Source organism: Leptospira semungkisensis, from assembly GCF_004770055.1.
GTDB classification, from domain to species: domain Bacteria; phylum Spirochaetota; class Leptospiria; order Leptospirales; family Leptospiraceae; genus Leptospira_B; species Leptospira_B semungkisensis.
On record NZ_RQEP01000005.1, the window covers coordinates 1,019,400 to 1,037,836 of the forward strand.

An 18,437-nucleotide genomic window follows, 5' to 3' on the forward strand; every position below is an offset into this window, starting at 1 on the left:
GCGTGGGGTCTCTCTCGCCTGCTAATTTCTTCTTCCTACCTATTTAGCCCTGCTTGACATTTTGCCCATTCGGGTGTCTTTGCTAGGGATGTCTTTCCCCAGAAATCCGATTTCAAAGTTATTTTCCCTTTATACGGTTCTTCTACTTATTCTGTTCTTTCCTTCCATTTATGTTTTTGGACAGGATGCTCCTTCTATTGAAAAGACACAAGATCCGGGCCCCAAACCAAGTCCTATGAACGGACTTCCTCCGGACAGAAAACCTGCGGAGCCAAGCCAATCTGAACTGAGGGAAAAATTTAAGAATCAGATCTCTGGCTTTGCCTTTAACAGATACTATTCACTGCAAGTAGCTCGCATGTTGGATTCTCAGTGGGCTATCGGATTTAACGCGTACACGAATACTTATGTGAATCGATTCGATAACGATGTTGGTTATGCTCTACTTCCTTCTCAGAATTTTTTCGGAAGGCTGAGGAATATAGAGGAGAAATATTGGGGCGGAGCCTTCTTCTTGCAGAGATACTTATTGGACTCTCCCTTCTTCGTTTCTCTTTGGTTAGGAAGGGAGAACTTTCTTAGGAACGAATCCAATTTCTATTGGGAAGCGGCAGGAAAGACATATCGATTCGAAAAGGATTCTTTCGGCTCCGGTCCGCGCAATTTTGCCGGATTAGGCACAGGCTTTCGTTTTCAAACCCAATCCGGTTTCTTCTTCGGATGGGAAGCAGTTTACAGCTGGTATTTTCCGTATCACAGTTCCTTCTCCGTTTCAGATCTGTATTATTCGGATCGGGTAGCAAGCACTGGCGATTTGCTGTATCGAAAATATGCATATCAGAATAGCGAGAGATTGCCGAGCACTAGTTTTGGTTTAAATCTATTTGTGGGGCTTGCATTCTAGTGGGCTTCGATCCATTTTCCTTTCCTAAGCCTTGGGTCATTGCTCATCGAGGAGATAGTGGGACTTATCCGGAGAATACTCTATTATCTTTTCGTAAAGCTGTAGAGATAAAGGCTGATTGGATAGAATTGGATATCACTTATTCTTCAGACAATCAGATCGTGGTCATTCATGACGACAGTTTAGATAGGACCACAGACAAAAAGGGAGAGATACGACTTCTTCCTTATAATTTGATACGAAATTCGGATGCCGGCTCTTGGAAGGATCCTAAATTTAAGGGTGAGCCTGTTCCAAATCTTTGGGAAGTTTGGGAGTTCTTAAAAGACAAAGAGATCGGTTTGAATGTGGAGATCAAGTCCACTGCTTATGAAGAGATACCTATAGAAGCTGCGATCGAGCAGGAGCTTGTGGATTATGCGAAGAAGAATTCTCTCTTTTCAAGGACGTTATTCTCTTCTTTTTGCTGGGACTCTTTAGTCCGTCTGAGGGAACTTTCTGTGGAACCGAAACTCGGTATCTTGATCGGAGATGAAACTTCTTCTTGGGAAGATGCTCTGGAGCTCGGGTTTCGCTTAAATGCTTTTAGTTTGAATCTGTCTATGGCGAACCTAAATTCTGAGATCGTTTCTAAGATACAAGGAGAAGGATTTAAGGTTCTCGTTTATACTTTAAATACAGAAGAAGAACTGAAGAAGGGGATAGATATGGGAGTCGATGGGATCTTCACGAACTTTCCTACAAGAATGAGATCTTTACTTACTTAACTTCTACTCTCGCGAACTGATCCAACTCGATCTGCCAAAGCTTCATCATTTCGTTTAAAACGATCATAACTTGTCCGCTAGGAGAATCAAAACGATCTGCGTCGAATGAATCCGTTTCATAAAAACCTGAGATCTTTTTAAGTTCTTCTCCATCCGTTCTAAACCTAAAAATCTCGAATTCTTCGATTCCTCTACTGGCTCCATTCTTTATAAAGAATGGCTTGATCAAACTCATTCTATATTTTCCGAAACGAACTCCATCCAATGACTGAAGGAAGCGATATGTTTCCAAAGCCAATTCTACTTTCATTCGGATCGCATATTGACTGGATTCCAAAAAGGTTAACGCAGAAGTTCCTCCGAATCCTAAATAGATCTCGTACTTAGGACCTTGCTCATCATACAAAGAAGTGACTTCGATTTCTTTTAATCTTTCGCCGAATAGGGTAAGAGCGACAGTCTTTATCTTTTCTTCTTGGGATAAACCGTTATTAGAAAGAACCGCTCTTACTTTTTCTTTAGGTGTTTGTTTGCAATTTGAGAATCCGACAAACGCCAAAAATACGCAGATTACTACTGTTTTGGTTCTTAAGTTTAGATCCGGAAGAGATTTCATTATGACCGCTATGTAGGAAGGTTCCTTCAAAGAAATATGACTTATTTTCAGGAAAAAATCCATCCTAAAACATAGGTTTTGCAACTTCACTCCTTCAAGTAATAAGACTTACTCTCAGATTGAATTTTATTTTTTTATCCCTTAAAGGCTCGGCTGTCCAGCGTTAGTTTAGATCGTCTTATTTATCTATGATCTTGCACAAGTACTCCGTTATATGATGGAGCTTTGGAAATAAATTTCCACAATTGTTGGGAATTCGTGTAAAACGTCTTAACGTTGGCTTTCGCTATTCAATTGTTTCCTTTAACCGTTAATCGTTAGTCGAAACAGGGAGCCTATGACGTAGATTTCTATTAAAATAAGTGTAACCTAATACAGCTTTTGTCAAAAAATTTAACGTTGTGTTATGCGGAAAATTAAAAACACTTTACTACTTTTGTAAGAATATAACTCTTGTTACGTCAGTTAACATTTATGAAACCAAAGAAAGTCACTAACGATGATTTGGAAAAGATCATCGCCGGGGTTAAGACTCAAGCAGTGGAAGCTATTGGGAACTACCTCTACAAAGGATTTCGGATACAGGTTAGTAAATATAACCTGTCGGGGGCAGAAAGGGTTCAGCTCCTTTACCAAAGGAGAAGAAAAGAAGGTCTTTGTATCGTCTGCGGAACCAAAGTTGGAAAGAAAAACCCGTCTACAGGCAGGTTATATCGCCTCTGCGAATTCCACCGGAAAAAAATAGATAAAAAAAAGTAATTCATAAAATCCGGGAAACGACTGATAATCTATTTAGAGATCGTCTCTGGTAGGTTGCCTTGTTTTCCGGATTTTATTTCAACGAAGGGAAATCATTCCCGACTTCTTCCACTTCATTAGCTTCTCTCCTTTCTCAAAAAGTTTTCTTCTTATTACTTTTAATTCTTCCTTTCTCAATCTTCTCCCAAGGAGAAACTCCTTCTAAGCAAGGCCCAAGTGATTCCGAGATTTTGTTTCGGGTAGCAGAAGAAGCTTATAAGGATCGCCGATTCTTTCAGGCGATTGAGAGTCTTCGTAATTTTCTAGTGCTCTATCCGGCGAATTCAAAGAAAACCAGAGTTCTTTCTCTTCTCCGGGATTGCTTTTTGAAGCTGGATCGTCCTGAGAAAGCTTTAGAAGTCAGTCTGGACCTGTACAAAATGGAACCTACGGGAGAATCGGGTCTAGAATCCTACTTGGAAGCCGGACGCCTGTTGGCTAGGATGGGAGAAATTGACCAAGCGAAGCAGATTTTCTCTTCTATTTGCAGGCAATCCTACTCTAGAGCTGTGGCAGAAAAAGCGGCTCTTGAGTTTTCCGGGATTGATTTGCTTTCCGAAAGGGAAGAGCCTTCTCCAGAAGGGGAATCTTGCCGCGAAAAATAAGGAAAGGCTAGGATTTGAGTCCGAATTCCACGGTTACGAGCCGATACTAGTTTGTAGTTGAACTCCCGTGGTAGGATTTTTTAATCTCTGGTAAAGTATGTCCAACGGCTTCTTTCAAATTGTGAACTACCCTAAAGGGTCCTATGTCATCGTCGAAGGCAAGAAAGAAGCCCATAATTTCTTTATAATCAGACAGGGCAAGGTTCGAGTCGCACGCGAGAATCAAGTAGTGGGCGAGGATCCAAACCAGCTCTTAGGTCCTGGAGACTTTTTCGGAGTTGTGGCTGCGATGAGCCAGCACGCTCAGATCGAATCTGCGATCGCACTTACCGATGTATCCTTGATCCAAGTTAGTTACGATCAATTCGGTACCTTAATTCAGAAGAATACTCCGGTAGCGATGAAGATCATTCGCTACTTCTCCATGAAACTCAGACAGTTCGACTCAACGATCACTCGTTTGACGTTTCGTTCTGCAGTAGAAGAGGATCCGAATCAGTTATTTGCAATCGGAGAGTACTACTTCAATCAGAAGAACACTCTTCATGCTGCGTACGCATTTCAGAAATATTTACAATACCTTCCCAATGGACAGTTTGCAACTCAGGCTAAATTGAAATTGCAAACAGTGAATCAACCGGTTGCGCCTCCTCCGATCGATTATACGAAATTCAACCGTGCATACAGTGACAATGAGATGGTCTTCTGCGAGCACGAGCCAGGAAGAGAACTTTATATTATCCAACACGGAAGAGTAAAAATTACTAAGATCGTGGATTCCAACGAAGTGCTCCTCGCAGTTCTACAAAGCGGAGACATTTTCGGAGAGATGGCTCTCTTAGATAATAAGCCTCGTTCTGCTTCCGCTATTGCGTGGGGAGAAGTGCAACTTCTTGCGATCAATAAGGCCAACTTCGAAGGCATGGTTAAGGCTCAGCCTCAGCTTGCTACTCGACTCATTACTCTTTTGTCAGAAAGGATTTGGACTGCGTATAAGCAGCTTGCTAACTTGTTGATTACTGATCCTCAAGGAAGAATTGCAGATACTCTGATGACTCTTGTTGAGAAGAACAGAGTTAAGGTTGTTCCGAAATCCAATTATAACTTTGAGATCGGAACAAAGGACTTGATCAAGATGGTCGGTCTAACGTATCCGAAAGATGAGAACCTTGTACTCGATCTGATCTCTAAAAACAAATTTATCAAGTTAGATCAAGGAAAGATTTCCTGCACTGACTTAGTGGAATTGGAGAAGCTTGTCCAAGCATTCCGCAAAAAATCACAAATAGACGCTAAGATCAAAAAACGGGCTTAAGCCTCCAATGGATCGCGATGCGAGATTACGCAAGGCCGTACTCTGGCTTAAGAAGAAGGATCCGAAGCTCAAACAAATCATAGAAAAAGTCGGCCCATGCACCTTAGAGATGATGGGAAAACCGTATCCTGTCTTGCTTAGGGCTGTCATTAGCCAGCAACTTTCGGGAAAGGCCGCGGCAACAATGGAAGCTCGCGTAAAAGAATATTACGGAAATGGAAAGAAGTTCCCGGATCCTAAAATTCTCTCCGCTTTATCGGTCCCGAAATTGCGCAAAGCCGGTCTCTCCGTAGCAAAGAGCGAAACCTTAAAGAGGATAGCGAATGCATACTTGGATGGGACAATTTCGGATCATAAGCTCTCTAAGTTGAACGACCAAGAAGTCTTGGATCTATTATGCAGTTTAAAAGGAGTCGGTCCTTGGACAGCAGAAATGGTTTTGATGTTTTCTTTGGATAGATGGGACCATTTTTCTTTGAACGATCTAATTCTGAGAAAAGCGATCCAGAGGAATTATGGGATCCACGAGAACTCCAAGAAGGAGATCCTAGAGTTCACTGCGGAATTTTCCCCTTATAGGACGATCTTGAGTTGGTATTTGTGGAGAGACCACGGGCCCTGGATGTAGGGCGATGAGGGTGGCCCCCACCCTCATCGGGTGGTGGAGGTGGGTCCCCAGTGGGAGGGGCCGCGTTCCCTATATCAGAATATTCTTAATTTCGCAACTCGCAATTTTGCCGAACTTTTTCGTGTAGGAACTATTCAGCAATATTGTGGGAACAATCAGATATTAATTCCAACTGATTTGCAGTCGGCTTTGATCATGATCTCTACGAGTTCTTTGAACTTGACTTTTGGTTCCCATCCGAGTTTCGCCTTTGCCTTGGCTGGATCTCCGATCAGTAGATCTACTTCGGTTGGTCTATAGAAGGAAGGATCTACTTCGATCAAAAGTTTTCCATTCTTCTTATCATATCCTTTCTCTTGGTCTCCGGTTCCTTTCCATTCTACTTGGATGTCCAGATGTCTAAAGGATTCTTCGATAAACTCGCGAACCGTATGAGTTTCATTTGTGGCGACAACATAGTCGTCTGGCTGATCCTGTTGCAGCATCATCCACATCATGTTTACGTAATCCGGTGCGTATCCCCAGTCTCTCTTGGAGTCCAAATTCCCCAATCGGATGGCTCCGCTTTTTCCGGAAGCTAGGCCCGCAACTCCGAGAGTGATTTTACGGGTTACGAAACCTTCCCCCCTTCTTGGAGATTCATGATTGAACAATATTCCGTTGGAGGCGTGCAATCCGAACGCTTCTCTGTAATTCACGACTGCCCAGTATGCGTATAATTTCGCGACTGCATAAGGAGATCTAGGATAGAAAGGAGTCTTCTCATCTTGCGGTACTGCTTGCACTTTTCCATAGAGCTCGGAAGTAGAAGCCTGATAGAATCTAGATTTGACTCCGGTTTGCTTGATTGCGTCCAAGATCCTAAGAGTTCCCACAGCGTCTACTTCTGCAGTGTATTCCGGAACTTCGAAAGAAACTCCTACGTGAGACTGTGCTGCTAAATTATAAATTTCATCCGGCTGAACCTTTTCCAGGATACGGTTTAGGTTACTGGAATCAGTCAAATCTCCATAATGGAGGAAAAGGCGGGAATTTCCTCTAAGATGCTCGATCCTATCTCTATTCAAAGAGCTGGTTCTACGGACAATCCCGTGCACCTCGTAATTTTTATCCAAGAGTAACTCTGTAAGATAGGATCCGTCTTGGCCGGTGATCCCTGTGATAAGCGCCTTTTTCATTCTGGGACCAAAAACCTTGGTTTTGCTATTGAGGCAAGAAGGATTAACTCTACCGGTTTCGAGTTTTCCAAGTCGATTTGCCCATTTTGTAGGACTTCCTACGTTTCCCTTTGGATCTCATTTCGGATATAGGGAAGGAAGATTGAATTTAAACCGTTCCCTTCACCCAGTTCTTCTTTCTGAATTCGTATACGAATACTATGGAAAGACTCGCAATCCATATAAATATTCCTCCCCAGATCCCGAATGTCCCGCCTTTCCATACGATACCGAAAAGATAGGCAGAAGGAAGCATCAGCAGATACGTTAGTAAGATATATATTCTGAAGACATAGGTTTGCATTCCAGCTCCCCTGAGCGCTGCCCCTATAACCATATGATATGCATCTCCGATCTGTATGACCCCGATGAGAGCGAGCACAGGATAACATTCTTCGATCAATGCAGGATCATGAGTGATGAGTTCTATGATCTGCTTTCCTAAAAAGATAAAGCAAAGGCCGATCAATCCCATTACGTGAGCGGAAATAAATGCGGACCGAAATGCAGAATGATAGGCGAGCTTATATTTTTTAGCGCCCATTGCTTGGCCCAAGATGGTGGTTGCTGCAACTCCGAACGCGTATCCTGGAAGAAAGGCAAAACTAAGAGTGGAAAATAATACATTCGAAGCGGCGATCGCGATGACAGATATCATTCCTTGAATTTTTGCGAATAAAACAAAGGCTACGTTCACGAATCCTTCTTCAAAGCCGGGAGGAGTTCCTACTTTTATGATCTCTTTCAAGTGCTCCCAACTGGGAAATAAACTGATCTCTTTGAAATATTCGTTAACTCTATAATAAAAGAAGAATATAGGAAATACGAGCAATCCTGCGAGTCCCGCCAAAGACGAGGCAAGCCCTGCGCCTCCAATTCCCATGGCATCGCTTCCTAGATTTCCATAGATAAAGATCCAATTGAAGAATATATTCGCTAAGGTGGTAACGGCCATAGAAACAAAGCCTGCCTTAGTGAATCCTAATCCGTCTAAAAATCCTCTAAAACAGAATCCTAAAAAATAAAATCCACTGCCTATAGATCGAAAGAAAAGATATTCTGACGCGAGTGAATTTACAGTAATATCCGGTCCGATCAGATTCATCAATGGTTGAGAGATGATCGGTCCTAAAAAGGAAAGCATGGATCCTAAAAACAAGGAAAGATAAACAGTAGTAATTCCTACTTTTCCTATCTGATCTTTTCTTCCTTCTCCAAACCTACGGGCGACGATGATCTGCACCCCCATGGAGAATCCGATTAGAAAGGCGATCAACGTATAATAACTTGTGCCTGCAATACCTACTGCAGCGATCGCGTTCTGCCCCAAATAGCCGATCATGATCGTATCGGTGATCCAAACCAAAGATTGGCTGAGCATTCCGAAAACAACCGGCAAGGCCAAAGATAGAATTTTAACGTTTAATCTACTAGCTCTGTAAGATCGGCGTATTTTTTTATAAAAGTGATCCAAACTGATTCCAGGTTTGAGGCCATAGGTGCACGAACAACATTTTTTCCCTGAAAAAATGTTTATTAGCCTGCTTGAAGAACTAAAATGGCAGAAAGCCGATGAATACAAAAGAATTCGGTTCCGGGCTTGGCTTTGCGGACCTTCATAATCATTTATACGGTAGCTTAAGGCCCGAGCTGCTCTGGAAGATTGGATACGAAAATCCTTCTCCGCGTTGGGACATATTTACAAAACCATTTCAAGAGCTATACGGAAAGAAGATCAATACTGAATCTTTCTTCGAAGATTATAGATCTAAAGAAGATTTCGAAAAACTCTATCTTTTCAATCACCAAGGGCCATTCCCTGAGTTTCAGGCCAAATTCAATCTGATCATCGCTCTTTCCAAATTCAATCCGGAAGAGATCCGCTTCGTTTCTAAAAGAGTTACCAAAGACCAATTTGAAGAAGGTGTTAGCTTCGGAGAGTATAGGATCATGTACGCTCCTAACGATACGTACGAAGGCATTTATTCTAAGACCTTAGCTTCTTGTGAAGGATTTGCGGAAGTCGAATCAGAACTTTCCGGAAAGGCTTCTTCTCGTTTAGTCATCTCCTTACATAGAGACGGAAACGTATTTAAGGAATACGACATGGTCAAGGAGATGATGGAGAAGGATCCTATCATCCGGAAATACGTAGTTGGATTAGATTTTTGTTATATAGAAGAAGGTTTCCCTCCTAAAGACAAAAAGGAATTTCTAAGCCAAGTCCAAAAAGACAATCGCGCGGAGACTTCTACTGCGTTGACAGTTCTGTATCATGTAGGTGAATCATTTCAAGATAAGACGATTCTATCTGCGGCTCGTTGGGTCTTGGAATCTGCGGAGTGGGGAGCGCACCGTTTAGGTCACGCGATCGCTTTGGGAATGGATCCGAATGCGTATGCAGGCAAGACGATTTCGGAAACTTCTTCTGAAAGAAAAGATACTCTGACTTATCTCTTGGATCATTGGGAAGAAGTTTCTAAATACGGAGAAATTTCTTCGAAGGAAAGACTGAGCGCCGAATTAGATTCTATCCGACATAAAGAAAAGACCGAAATTTCGATTACGGAAACGCAGGTATCGGAAACAAAGGCATATCAAGAATATTGTATGGATCGTATTCGGAATACTTCCGCAATTATAGAATCTTGTCCGAGTTCTAACGAGTACATCGGAATGGTCAGAGATAAATCTCATCATCCTTTGATCCGCTTCGCGAAACACGGTTTGAAATTTACGATCTCCACGGATGATCCTGGCATTTTTGGAACGGATATTAGAGAAGAATATCGCAAGGCAGAATCCTTAGGTCTAAGCCAAGATCAATTGGAGAAGGTTAGAAAGGATTCTTTCCTTTATACTTCCGAGATTCTGTCGGGAAGGTTGCCTGTGAAAGACGGAGTTTATTCGGAATGACGAGGTCTTTTTCTTTGTATAAGAGTCTTAAGATATTTTTAGTTTGTGTTCTTATCTCAAATTCAGTGGCGAGTTACGCACAACAAAGTGACTTCTCGGATCCTTACGATTATAATCTGAGGAATTTTAGGGACGATCGATCTCCTGACGGATTTAGAGAGTATAGCATTCCTCCCAAGATGGACAAACCTCCTTTAGTAAACCCGCGTAACGTGCAGGTTCCTTTTCAGAGCGGGCTGCCTAATAATGCCGGAAGTCAGGGAACCAGAAGAACTACTAATCCCAATCAGAATCGACAAGATGATGGATTGTTCAATCCGGTAACAGGCGAAGTGAATATAGAGGCATTGCAAAGGCAGCAAGAGGAATCCAAAAATAGAAAAAAGAAATTGGAAGAATTCGGAAAAGATCATGAGCCTTATACCGAAACAAGGTTAAGAAGATTCTCCATTATTTTCTTTATGACACTGCCTTTGGCTGCCGGTTTGAGTTATGCTTCCGTAAGCGCAGTAAATCCGGGATACCAAAAGAGTTTTGACGGAGGTTGGTTGGTTGCCGGCATTGCTACCACCTTGGCTCTTGCAAATGCTTGGTTGGATTTACGCGATTATGATAGAATGAAACGTGAAAACCAACCGGAGAGTCCTACTCCGAATCCGACTGTTCCGGATAAACTTTCGGAAACTATTCATCCTAAGGCGATCCCAAGTTACGGTATGTATTCCAAAAGTTTGGAATACAGAATGGACATGGAAATTTTCAGCGTAAGCTTCTAAAACTCTAATGTCTTTCTCCGATAAAAACGAATCTTGGGTTTCCTGGATTTCTAAATGGGGAGAGATTTCCTTATTCTTCGATTCTTATATCAGGCCAGTGCTGAGAATAATCTTTGGATTACTTGGGGTTCTTTCCTTATTCATTCTAATTTTCTTATATGGATTTTATTATTCTCCTGATTTGATCCATCCTCTTCGTTTGCTTACAGTCTTTATTGTTTGGTCCTTGGTTCTTTATGAATTGCTGAGCTTTATTTTTACACTCCAATCATACGGTTCTTATATTAGGCAGCACAAAGTAGAAGTCTCAATAATAGCAATAGTGATCCTACAATTCTTATTCGAAGACAGAATAGAATCTTGGATCTCTTCTTCTCAAAGAAGAACCGAAGAAGTAGTGCTTCTATTTTTATCCATTAGCCAGATCACTTTGGCATTCGGGGGCTTCGCCCATTTTCTCAGAAAGGCAAGATTGTCTTTGGGAAAAGTTTCTCCTTCTTTCGTAATGACAGGCAGTTTCGCTCTTTTGATCTTATTAGGTACGGCAGCGCTTTGTCTGCCTAGGGCGGAGGCTAGGCCTATTCATTTGGTGGATCTTTTCTTCACTGCTGTGAGTGCGGTTTGTGTGACTGGCTTAAGCACGATCGACGTAGCGAAGGATCTGACTGGAACTGGCCAGGTCATTCTATTGGTTTTAGTGCAGCTCGGCGGTCTGGGACTGATGACATTGACTGTCTTCTTCGCATTGGTGTTAGAAGGGCAGGTGTCGGTAACGGAGAAGTTGATCGTTAAGGATCTGTTTTCTCAAGAGACAATAGGAAGGGCAGGTTCTATTTTAAAACAAGTCGCTTATCAGACATTTGCGATTGAGGGAATAGGATCCATTCTTCTGTATCTTAGTATTCCGAAGGAAGCTGGAATTCCCGAAAAAGATCTCTTTTTCTATAGTGTATTCCATTCTATAACAGCTTTTTGTAATGCAGGATTTGCCTTATTTCCGAAAGGATTGGCTGAGCCTTATTTCAGAGAATCATATCTATTCCTTTCGGGGATCATGATACTTATTGTATTCGGAGGTTTGGGCTTTCCCACCGTAAATCAAATCCTCAGAAAATCCAGGTTTTGGGAAAAGTCCCGATATAGATTCTCTCTAGGTTCTAAGTTGATCCTGATTACTACTGTATTTTTGATCGTATTCGGTTGGATTTCTTATTGGGTCTTAGAAAGGAAATTCAGTTTAAACGGACTTTCTTGGTTGGATGCGTCCTTTCATTCTCTCTTCTATTCCATTACCACCAGAACTGCAGGATTCAATACCTTGGACATGCAATCTATGGGAGTTCCGATGGTATTCGTTAGTCTTTTTCTAATGTGGGTGGGAGCCTCTCCGAATTCTACCGGAGGAGGGATCAAGACTTCCACTTTGGCCTTATCCGCGTTGCAGTTCTATCAGTTCTTTACTGGAAAAGAAAGAGTAGATGTATTCGGGAGAACGGTTGCGGATAGTTCACTCTCTAGAGCTTCTGTTGCGATAATACTTTCGCTTTTTATAATATTTTTCGGCATACTTTTCTTGGTCTGTTTTGAGAAGCCTTTGTCCTTTTTGGACATTTGTTACGAGGTAGTCTCAGCTTATGGAACCACTGGTCTATCTAGAGGGATTACGGGAGAACTGGGCAATCCGGGAAAACTTCTTCTTTGCTTCGTAATGTTTGTGGGAAGAGTCGGGGTCTTAACTGTATTGTTGGCCTTTGTTCCGAAGCGCAAACCTAGAAGATATTGGTATCCCGAAGAATACGTAGTGGTCGGTTAAAGGAAGATTCGTATGAAAAAGAAAAAGATCGCAGTGATCGGATTAGGCGATTTCGGGATCGAACTTGTGAAGAGGCTTCATGACGACGGTCAAGAAGTCACAGCAGTCGATCAAGATAAGAATAAGATAGATCGGATCCAAGAATACTGTACCTATTGTGTGGCAATCGATTCTACCGACGAATCCGAACTAAAGGAACATGGTTTGGATGAGATGGATTCTGTCGTGATCGCTATCGGAGATAATTTTGAAAATCTGATCATTACTGCAGACGTTTTGAAGAAGCTTGGAGTGGAGAATATTTATGCACGCTATCAATCCGATCTGAACAAAAGAGTACTGCAAATGTTAGGGATCGAGAATCTATTTAATCCGGAGGAAAAGGCAGCTCATTCCATGGCAGAGTTGCTCGCAGATAGCAGCGTAAAAGGAGTTACCTTGCTCGGAGAAGAGTATAGAATCTTAGAAGCTCTGGCTCCCAAGCATCTATGGGGAAAGACTGTTGCCGGAGCGCGAATAAGAGAGGACTGGGATCTGAATTTGATAACAGTCAAAAGACCGAAGAAATCCAGACGCAAAAACAATCCTACGGAAGATATACTAGGCATTCCTTCTCCTCATCTGGTATTTGCAGAAGGAGACGTTTTGGTCTTGTTCGGTAAGAATGAAAACCTCGAAAAGTTGGTGGGCAAACCTTGAATTTATTTCAAGGCACGATCCATTTAGAATGTTTTGCTTTAGAACTAGATCGACTTTGATATTTTTTATTAAAAACCATTTGTTTATGGAAAAATCTGATTATAATTCGGTCGAAAGATAGAGTTGGTCATGAGAATCCTCGTCCTCGTCCTACTGCTTAAATTGATTGCCTGTTCACCTCTGCAGGTAAAGTCCCAATTGGAAGTAGAGAAATCTAGGGCCTTGGTATTTTATGATAAGACGTATGCATTCTTACCGTTCGTAGGCGATGCACCTAAGACAGTGATCTTGGAGCACGCAGATCTCATCCGAGAAAAACTTTCCCAGAAAGGATACCAAGAGGTCGAATCGAATAAGGCTGATCTATTAATTTCTTATGATGTTCTAATTGTTCCTCGGGGAAGTTTGATCAATCCCAAAATCGCATTAGGAGCTTTCGGTGGATGGACTAGCCGAAGAGGCATGTTATACCATTCTTACGGGGGAGTTTCCGGTAGAGTAGGAACTTCTCCTACATTTGGCGGTTTAGGACTCTTTGGCGGATATTCAGCGCTTTCTAGAACGAGCGGGCAAACGCCTTATTACGAAAACTTCTACGATGTGATCTTTAAGATCGTGATCTATGATGGAAGGACTTATAGAGGAGTCCCTACAAGTGTATTATTAAAAGCGAATGTAGAAGGAGAAGGAAGATCCGGTCCTATGTTCGACGTGATCCCGTATCTGATCACAGGCTTCTTCAAATCGTTCCCGGAATTCGCAGGAGAAAAACCGGAAACGATCTCCGAAGAAGAAGTTTGGCACCGCAAATAGATCTTAGTATATGAAAAGATCTCCGAGTTCTAGATCAACCCATCGGATATTGGATCTTTTTAGAAACCTCATCTATTTTTTTCAAAATATCTTCCGTTAAGATTAGATCTGTGGCTTTTAAGCTCTCTTCTAATTGTTCCACAGTATTCGCTCCTATAATCGTAGAAGCCACATAGTCATGCTGCTTGGACCAGGCGACTGCCATTGTAGTCACGCTCATCCCTGCCTCTGCAGCTATGCTCATCAGTTCTTTTGTGGATGCCAGAGTTCCTTCGTTTAAGAAGCGATTGGCCATTTTTCTCTGCCTTTCTGTAGGAAGTTTTGCGTAACGACTGAATCTCGCATTTTCAGGCGGACTGGGAACATTATATTTTCCTGTTAGAACTCCTCCTGCCAAAGGAGAATAAGGTAGAAGGCTGATTTGTTCCCTTCTACAAATATCAGAAAGAGCATCTTCGAATCTTCGATTCAAAATGCTGAAATTGTTCTGGATGGATTCGTATCTTGCCAGTCGATTCTCTTGAGATACAGCGAGACTTTTCATTGTTCCCCAAGCGGTTTCGTTACTTGAACCGATAAATCTTACTTTTCCTTCGTCTATGAGTTCTGTAAGAGCTTCTAATGTTTCTTCGAAACCGAAATCATGATCGGGCCAATGCGTTTGGTATAAGTCTACATAGTCGGTGCCGAGTCGTTTCAGACTTCCTTCGATAGCAACTCTGATATTCCTGCGATCTAATGCAGTCTTTCCTGCTCTCACAGGAGGAGAAAACCAAGTGCTTCCGGAGCCGCAAACCTTTGTGGCGATGATGATAGAATCTCTCTTTTTTGTTTTAAGCCAATTTCCGAAGATCCTTTCCGTCTCGTGCACGTACTTTGCTTCGGGAGGAACCGGATAAATTTCTGCAGTATCGAAGAAGTCTATGTCAGCGTCATAAGCGCGATCCAAGATTTTGTGTGCCTCTTTTTCATCGCAGGTGGAACCGAATGTCATGGTTCCCATGCAAATTTCCGAAACGGATAAAGCGGTTTTGCCAATTCTTCTTTTTTTCATGCAGGAACTCCTGAATAGGATGGATGATCTTTCCTATCAAAGTACAGGAAGAAGCTCCCAGGGCAAGATAGATTTCCTGAGAGCTGAGCGAATAGAATTTCAAAAGTATAAGTTATTTTCCTTGGGCCCAGGATTCTTTTCTAGGATCCGCGCCTCCATACAAGACTCCAGTCTTAGGATCTCTTAGAGAAATACAAGGAGCTCCAAAGTCATACTCCCATTTTTCTCTTTCAACTACTTCGTAGCCTAGTTGTTCTAAAGACTTTCCTTGTTGCTTATAAATTTCCTCTTCTAATTCTATTCTGCCCGGATAATATTTATGAGGAGAGAAAGAATCCGGCCAATTCAAAGATCGAAAGCGAGGAGAATTCACTGCCTCTTGAGGATCCATACCGAAGACCACAAGATTCAGGAATACTTGGACAACTGCCTGGGTCTGCATGTCTCCTCCTGGAGTTCCAAAGGCCATCCAGAATTTTCCGTCCTTAAAAACCATGGACGCGTTAGGCGTAATTGTTGGTCTTTTTCCAGGCACTAAAGCGGAAGGATGATTTGGATCTAATCTGAATTGGGTCATTCGAATCCCAAGAGTGATGTCTCCTTCGATCATTGGGGATTGAGGAAAATCACTCGGAGTCAAAGAGAGCGAATTTCCTTGTGAGTCTATGATACTCAGATATGTCGTATCCCTTCCCACTTTTCCACTATCAGTCTTCTCCCAAAAAGAAGGGCTATATTTGAAATTTGATCCTTCATTTAAGGCGACTGTATCAACCTCTTTCGAAATAGAAGCGGCTCTCTTCTCATTCTTGGGACTTTCAAAGAAGAAAGGATCTCCAAATGGAGGAAGTTTTCCGAATGCCTTTTGTTGTAGGAGCTTTCTTCTTTCTTGTGCATAATTTTTACTTAATAGACCCTTTTCCGGAACGGCTACGTAAGCTGGATCGCCGAAGTATTTTTCTCGATCTGCCATTACGAGTTCTATCGCTTGGATTACTGTATGGATATACTCTTTAGAATTATGGCCCATGGATTTTAGATCCACGCCTTCTAATATTTGCAGTACCATCGGAACCACGGCTCCTTGGTTCCAAGTACGATTTGCAAAGATAGTATATGGACCGAAATTACCAGTCAGAGGTTCTTCCCAATCTCCCATATATCTTTCTAGATCTGATTTTACGATCGTGCCATCATGTAGTTCGTGGGCCTTTGCGATCTTATCTGCGATCGGTCCCTTATAAAAATAATTTCGAACGGCTTCCAGAGCAGTATTGCGATCTTTTCCCTTAGAAAGAGCTTCGGTTTCTTGATTGGCCAATTCTTTTAATGTGGCGGCTAACGCTGGCCTTTTAAATCTTTCTCCATGGTAGAGAGGCTTCCACCATTTTCCTTCTAAGTAGACTTCTGCGTTATACGGGAGTAGGAATCGAAAACCCAATCTCTTGAAAATATTCATGTTTAGATTTCGCATTAGGATTCTATGAACTGGGAATCCCTCTTCTGCGATCTGTATAGCAGGTTTGCTAATCTCAGAAAAAGATTTCGTTCCATACTTCTTCAGCATCGCCAGCAGTACATCGGGAGAAGCTGGAACAAGTTGAGAGGAATACTTTAACATCGGAACAGTATCATGTCCTCTCTCTTTGAAATACTGGATTGTGGCTTTTGAGGGAGCCGTTCCCACTCCGATATAACTACTTACTTTCTTGCTCGTTTGGTCGTAGTACAATAAGGGAGCCACTCCGGGAAAGGAAGCTTCCTCTCCTTGAGTTACATTCAATACGAGCAAGGCAGCCATTCCTGCGTCGGCAGCGTTTCCTCCCGATTCGAGTATCTCCAGAGCTGCTTTGGTCGCGAGAGGATGTCCGCTTGCTACCATGAGCTTTTGTCCTTTTGCAACAGGGCGATCCGTATGATGAGGATCGTCGAAGGTCATAATGTCAGTCGGACGAGAAGATATATAGTAAAGCGAGACTAGTAGAAGGACGAGTGAAACAGTTCCGACTAAAAAGTAATTTAGGATTTTCTTTTTCATAATCCTCTCCTTTGGGAGGCTCTTTCTATTTTAAAATATCCTAGGAGCAAGATCTTTTTCCGGAAGGGCAAAACTAATTCGCAAGAGACTTGCCGAAACTTTTGCTTTCTTGAAAAGTCAAACTATGTAAGGGGTCCTCTTTAGGACTTTTTATATAGAGATACAGGGGATCAACTTGAGCAGACGCCTTCCTTTCCATTACAGTTGGATTGTACTAATCGTAACCTTCTTCACGTTAATCGTCGCCGCAGGGGTTCGCTCCATGCCGGGCATTCTCATCCTACCTTTAGAAAAGGAATTCGGTTGGGATCGATCTGCAATTTCATTTGCAGTTTCCGTAAACTTATTGCTCTACGGATTGGTTGGTCCATTCGCAGCGGGACTCATGAATCGTTTCGGATTAAAGAAGATCATGATTGTAGGGCTTACTCTTCTGATTTCCGGAATCCTGCTAACAACGATTATGCGAACAAATTGGCAGCTAGTCGTTCTCTGGGGAATCATGGTCGGGTTCGGTTCTGGAATGGCAGCTCTGGTTCTGGGAGCCACTGTGGTGAATCGCTGGTTCGTAACTCATAGAGGACTTCTTATGGGGATCTTGACAGCGAGCACTGCTACAGGACAGATCATTTTTCTTCCATTGCTTGCCTCATTAACGGAGAAGGAAGGCTGGAGAAACGCAGTATATATGGTAGCGATCGTCCTAGGGATCTTGCTGCCGACTGTACTTATTTTGATGAAGGATTCACCTAAACAATTGGATCTCTTACCATTCGGAGCGAAAGAAGGGGACGTGATCCCTTCTCCTCCAGGAGGGAATCCTTTTATAGAAGCAATCTCTGCCTTGAGAGAAGGAATGAGATCTAAGAATTTCTGGCTTTTAGCGGGAAGCTTCTTTATCTGCGGAGCGAGTACAAACGGATTAGTAGGAACACATATGGTCCCGGCTTGCTCGGATCATGGGATCCCAGAAGTAAGAGCGGCGGGTCTATTAGCTCTCATGGGACTTTGCGATCTTGTAGGAACAGTAGGTTCAGGTTGGTTGTCCGATCGTGTGAATAACAAAATTCTGTTATTTGCATATTATGGTTTAAGAGGGATCTCTCTTTTACTTCTTCCTCAAGCATTCGACCCTGAATCTGATAGGCTTTCTTTATTTGCAGTGTTTTATGGTTTGGACTGGATCGCTACAGTTCCTCCTACAGTTGCATTGACTGCGAAAACTTTCGGAAGAGAGAAAGTAGGGATGATGTTCGGATGGGTGGTTGCGTTTCACCAGATCGGTTCTGCGACTGCAGCTTATGGGGCCGGGATTCTTAGGACTACTCAAGGTCATTATGATAACGCGTTCATGCTTGCAGGGGCGTTATGTGTGGTAACTGCAGTTTCGATTTTTGCGATCTCTACAAAGAGCGAAGTCAAAATCCCCGAGAATGCGGAGCTTGCGACCTAATATTCTGTTATAGGAAGTCGGTAAT

17 protein-coding genes are annotated in these 18,437 nt (G+C 42.5%); 12 read left to right on the forward strand and 5 right to left on the reverse strand.

Annotation, left to right across the window (positions count from 1 at the left end; translation table 11 throughout):
* Window positions 1-88: 88 nt before the first annotated feature.
* Entirely contained in the window at window positions 89-904 is an 816-nt protein-coding gene (locus EHO59_RS04885) for a hypothetical protein (RefSeq protein ID WP_135585300.1), read from the forward strand.
* The gene (locus EHO59_RS04890) at window positions 904-1,671 is read left to right on the forward strand and encodes a glycerophosphodiester phosphodiesterase (RefSeq protein WP_135585302.1); all 768 of its coding nucleotides are present in this window, start codon (window positions 904-906) and stop codon (window positions 1,669-1,671) included. Before EHO59_RS04885 ends, EHO59_RS04890 begins: the two co-directional genes overlap by 1 nt.
* Here the strand turns inward: EHO59_RS04890 and EHO59_RS04895 are convergent.
* On the reverse strand, window positions 1,664-2,287 hold the full coding sequence (locus tag EHO59_RS04895) for a hypothetical protein (protein ID WP_135585304.1): 624 nt from the start codon (window positions 2,285-2,287) through the stop codon (window positions 1,664-1,666). The genes EHO59_RS04890 and EHO59_RS04895 overlap by 8 nt on opposite strands.
* A 474-nt stretch (window positions 2,288-2,761) precedes the next feature.
* On the opposite strand from EHO59_RS04895, the gene EHO59_RS04900 reads away from it, so the two are divergent.
* The 4 genes from EHO59_RS04900 to EHO59_RS04915 all read left to right on the forward strand — a co-directional run bounded on the left by EHO59_RS04900 (window position 2,762) and on the right by EHO59_RS04915 (window position 5,633).
* Window positions 2,762-3,046: an LIC10235 family protein gene (locus EHO59_RS04900; protein WP_010513869.1), complete on the forward strand. Its 285-nt coding sequence runs from the start codon at window positions 2,762-2,764 to the stop codon at window positions 3,044-3,046.
* A 59-nt stretch (window positions 3,047-3,105) separates the two neighbouring features.
* Window positions 3,106-3,690, forward strand: coding sequence for a tetratricopeptide repeat protein (locus EHO59_RS04905; protein WP_135585306.1), 585 nt, complete (start codon window positions 3,106-3,108; stop codon window positions 3,688-3,690).
* A gap of 97 nt (window positions 3,691-3,787) precedes the next feature.
* Window positions 3,788-5,005 carry a Crp/Fnr family transcriptional regulator gene (locus tag EHO59_RS04910; protein WP_135585308.1) on the forward strand — a complete coding sequence of 406 codons (1,218 nt, stop codon included), beginning with the start codon at window positions 3,788-3,790 and terminating at the stop codon, window positions 5,003-5,005.
* A 7-nt stretch (window positions 5,006-5,012) separates the two neighbouring features.
* The gene (locus tag EHO59_RS04915; RefSeq protein ID WP_135585310.1) at window positions 5,013-5,633 is read left to right on the forward strand and encodes a DNA-3-methyladenine glycosylase family protein; all 621 of its coding nucleotides are present in this window, start codon (window positions 5,013-5,015) and stop codon (window positions 5,631-5,633) included.
* A 155-nt stretch (window positions 5,634-5,788) separates the two neighbouring features.
* On the opposite strand, the gene gmd is transcribed toward EHO59_RS04915, so the two are convergent.
* Both gmd and EHO59_RS04925 read right to left on the reverse strand, forming a co-directional pair.
* The gene (gmd, locus tag EHO59_RS04920) at window positions 5,789-6,811 is read right to left on the reverse strand and encodes a GDP-mannose 4,6-dehydratase (protein ID WP_135585312.1); all 1,023 of its coding nucleotides are present in this window, start codon (window positions 6,809-6,811) and stop codon (window positions 5,789-5,791) included.
* Between the two features lie 148 nt (window positions 6,812-6,959).
* The gene (locus EHO59_RS04925) at window positions 6,960-8,324 is read right to left on the reverse strand and encodes an MATE family efflux transporter (RefSeq protein ID WP_135585313.1); all 1,365 of its coding nucleotides are present in this window, start codon (window positions 8,322-8,324) and stop codon (window positions 6,960-6,962) included.
* A gap of 98 nt (window positions 8,325-8,422) precedes the next feature.
* Between EHO59_RS04925 and EHO59_RS04930 the strand changes: the two genes are divergently transcribed.
* The 5 genes from EHO59_RS04930 (at window position 8,423) to EHO59_RS04950 (ending at window position 13,867) form a co-directional block, all read left to right on the forward strand.
* Entirely contained in the window at window positions 8,423-9,766 is a 1,344-nt protein-coding gene (locus EHO59_RS04930; protein WP_135585315.1) for an amidohydrolase family protein, read from the forward strand.
* Complete coding sequence (locus EHO59_RS04935; RefSeq protein ID WP_135585317.1) at window positions 9,763-10,542, forward strand: hypothetical protein; 780 nt, start codon at window positions 9,763-9,765, stop codon at window positions 10,540-10,542. Before EHO59_RS04930 ends, EHO59_RS04935 begins: the two co-directional genes overlap by 4 nt.
* Window positions 10,543-10,549: 7 nt before the next feature.
* Window positions 10,550-12,355 carry a TrkH family potassium uptake protein gene (locus EHO59_RS04940; RefSeq protein ID WP_135585319.1) on the forward strand — a complete coding sequence of 602 codons (1,806 nt, stop codon included), beginning with the start codon at window positions 10,550-10,552 and terminating at the stop codon, window positions 12,353-12,355.
* A 12-nt stretch (window positions 12,356-12,367) separates the two neighbouring features.
* Complete coding sequence (locus EHO59_RS04945; protein ID WP_135585321.1) at window positions 12,368-13,054, forward strand: potassium channel family protein; 687 nt, start codon at window positions 12,368-12,370, stop codon at window positions 13,052-13,054.
* Window positions 13,055-13,183: 129 nt separating this feature from the next.
* A complete protein-coding gene (locus EHO59_RS04950; RefSeq protein ID WP_135585323.1) occupies window positions 13,184-13,867 on the forward strand; it encodes a DUF4136 domain-containing protein in 684 nt (227 codons plus the stop codon).
* Between the two features lie 34 nt (window positions 13,868-13,901).
* Here EHO59_RS04950 and EHO59_RS04955 read toward each other — a convergent pair whose 3' ends face one another.
* Both EHO59_RS04955 and EHO59_RS04960 read right to left on the reverse strand, forming a co-directional pair.
* Window positions 13,902-14,921: an aldo/keto reductase gene (locus EHO59_RS04955; RefSeq protein ID WP_135585325.1), complete on the reverse strand. Its 1,020-nt coding sequence runs from the start codon at window positions 14,919-14,921 to the stop codon at window positions 13,902-13,904.
* A 112-nt stretch (window positions 14,922-15,033) separates the two neighbouring features.
* The gene (locus EHO59_RS04960; protein WP_135585327.1) at window positions 15,034-16,959 is read right to left on the reverse strand and encodes a gamma-glutamyltransferase family protein; all 1,926 of its coding nucleotides are present in this window, start codon (window positions 16,957-16,959) and stop codon (window positions 15,034-15,036) included.
* Between the two features lie 175 nt (window positions 16,960-17,134).
* Between EHO59_RS04960 and EHO59_RS04965 the strand changes: the two genes are divergently transcribed.
* A complete protein-coding gene (locus EHO59_RS04965) occupies window positions 17,135-18,412 on the forward strand; it encodes an MFS transporter (protein WP_135585330.1) in 1,278 nt (425 codons plus the stop codon).
* Window positions 18,413-18,437 lie beyond the last annotated feature (25 nt).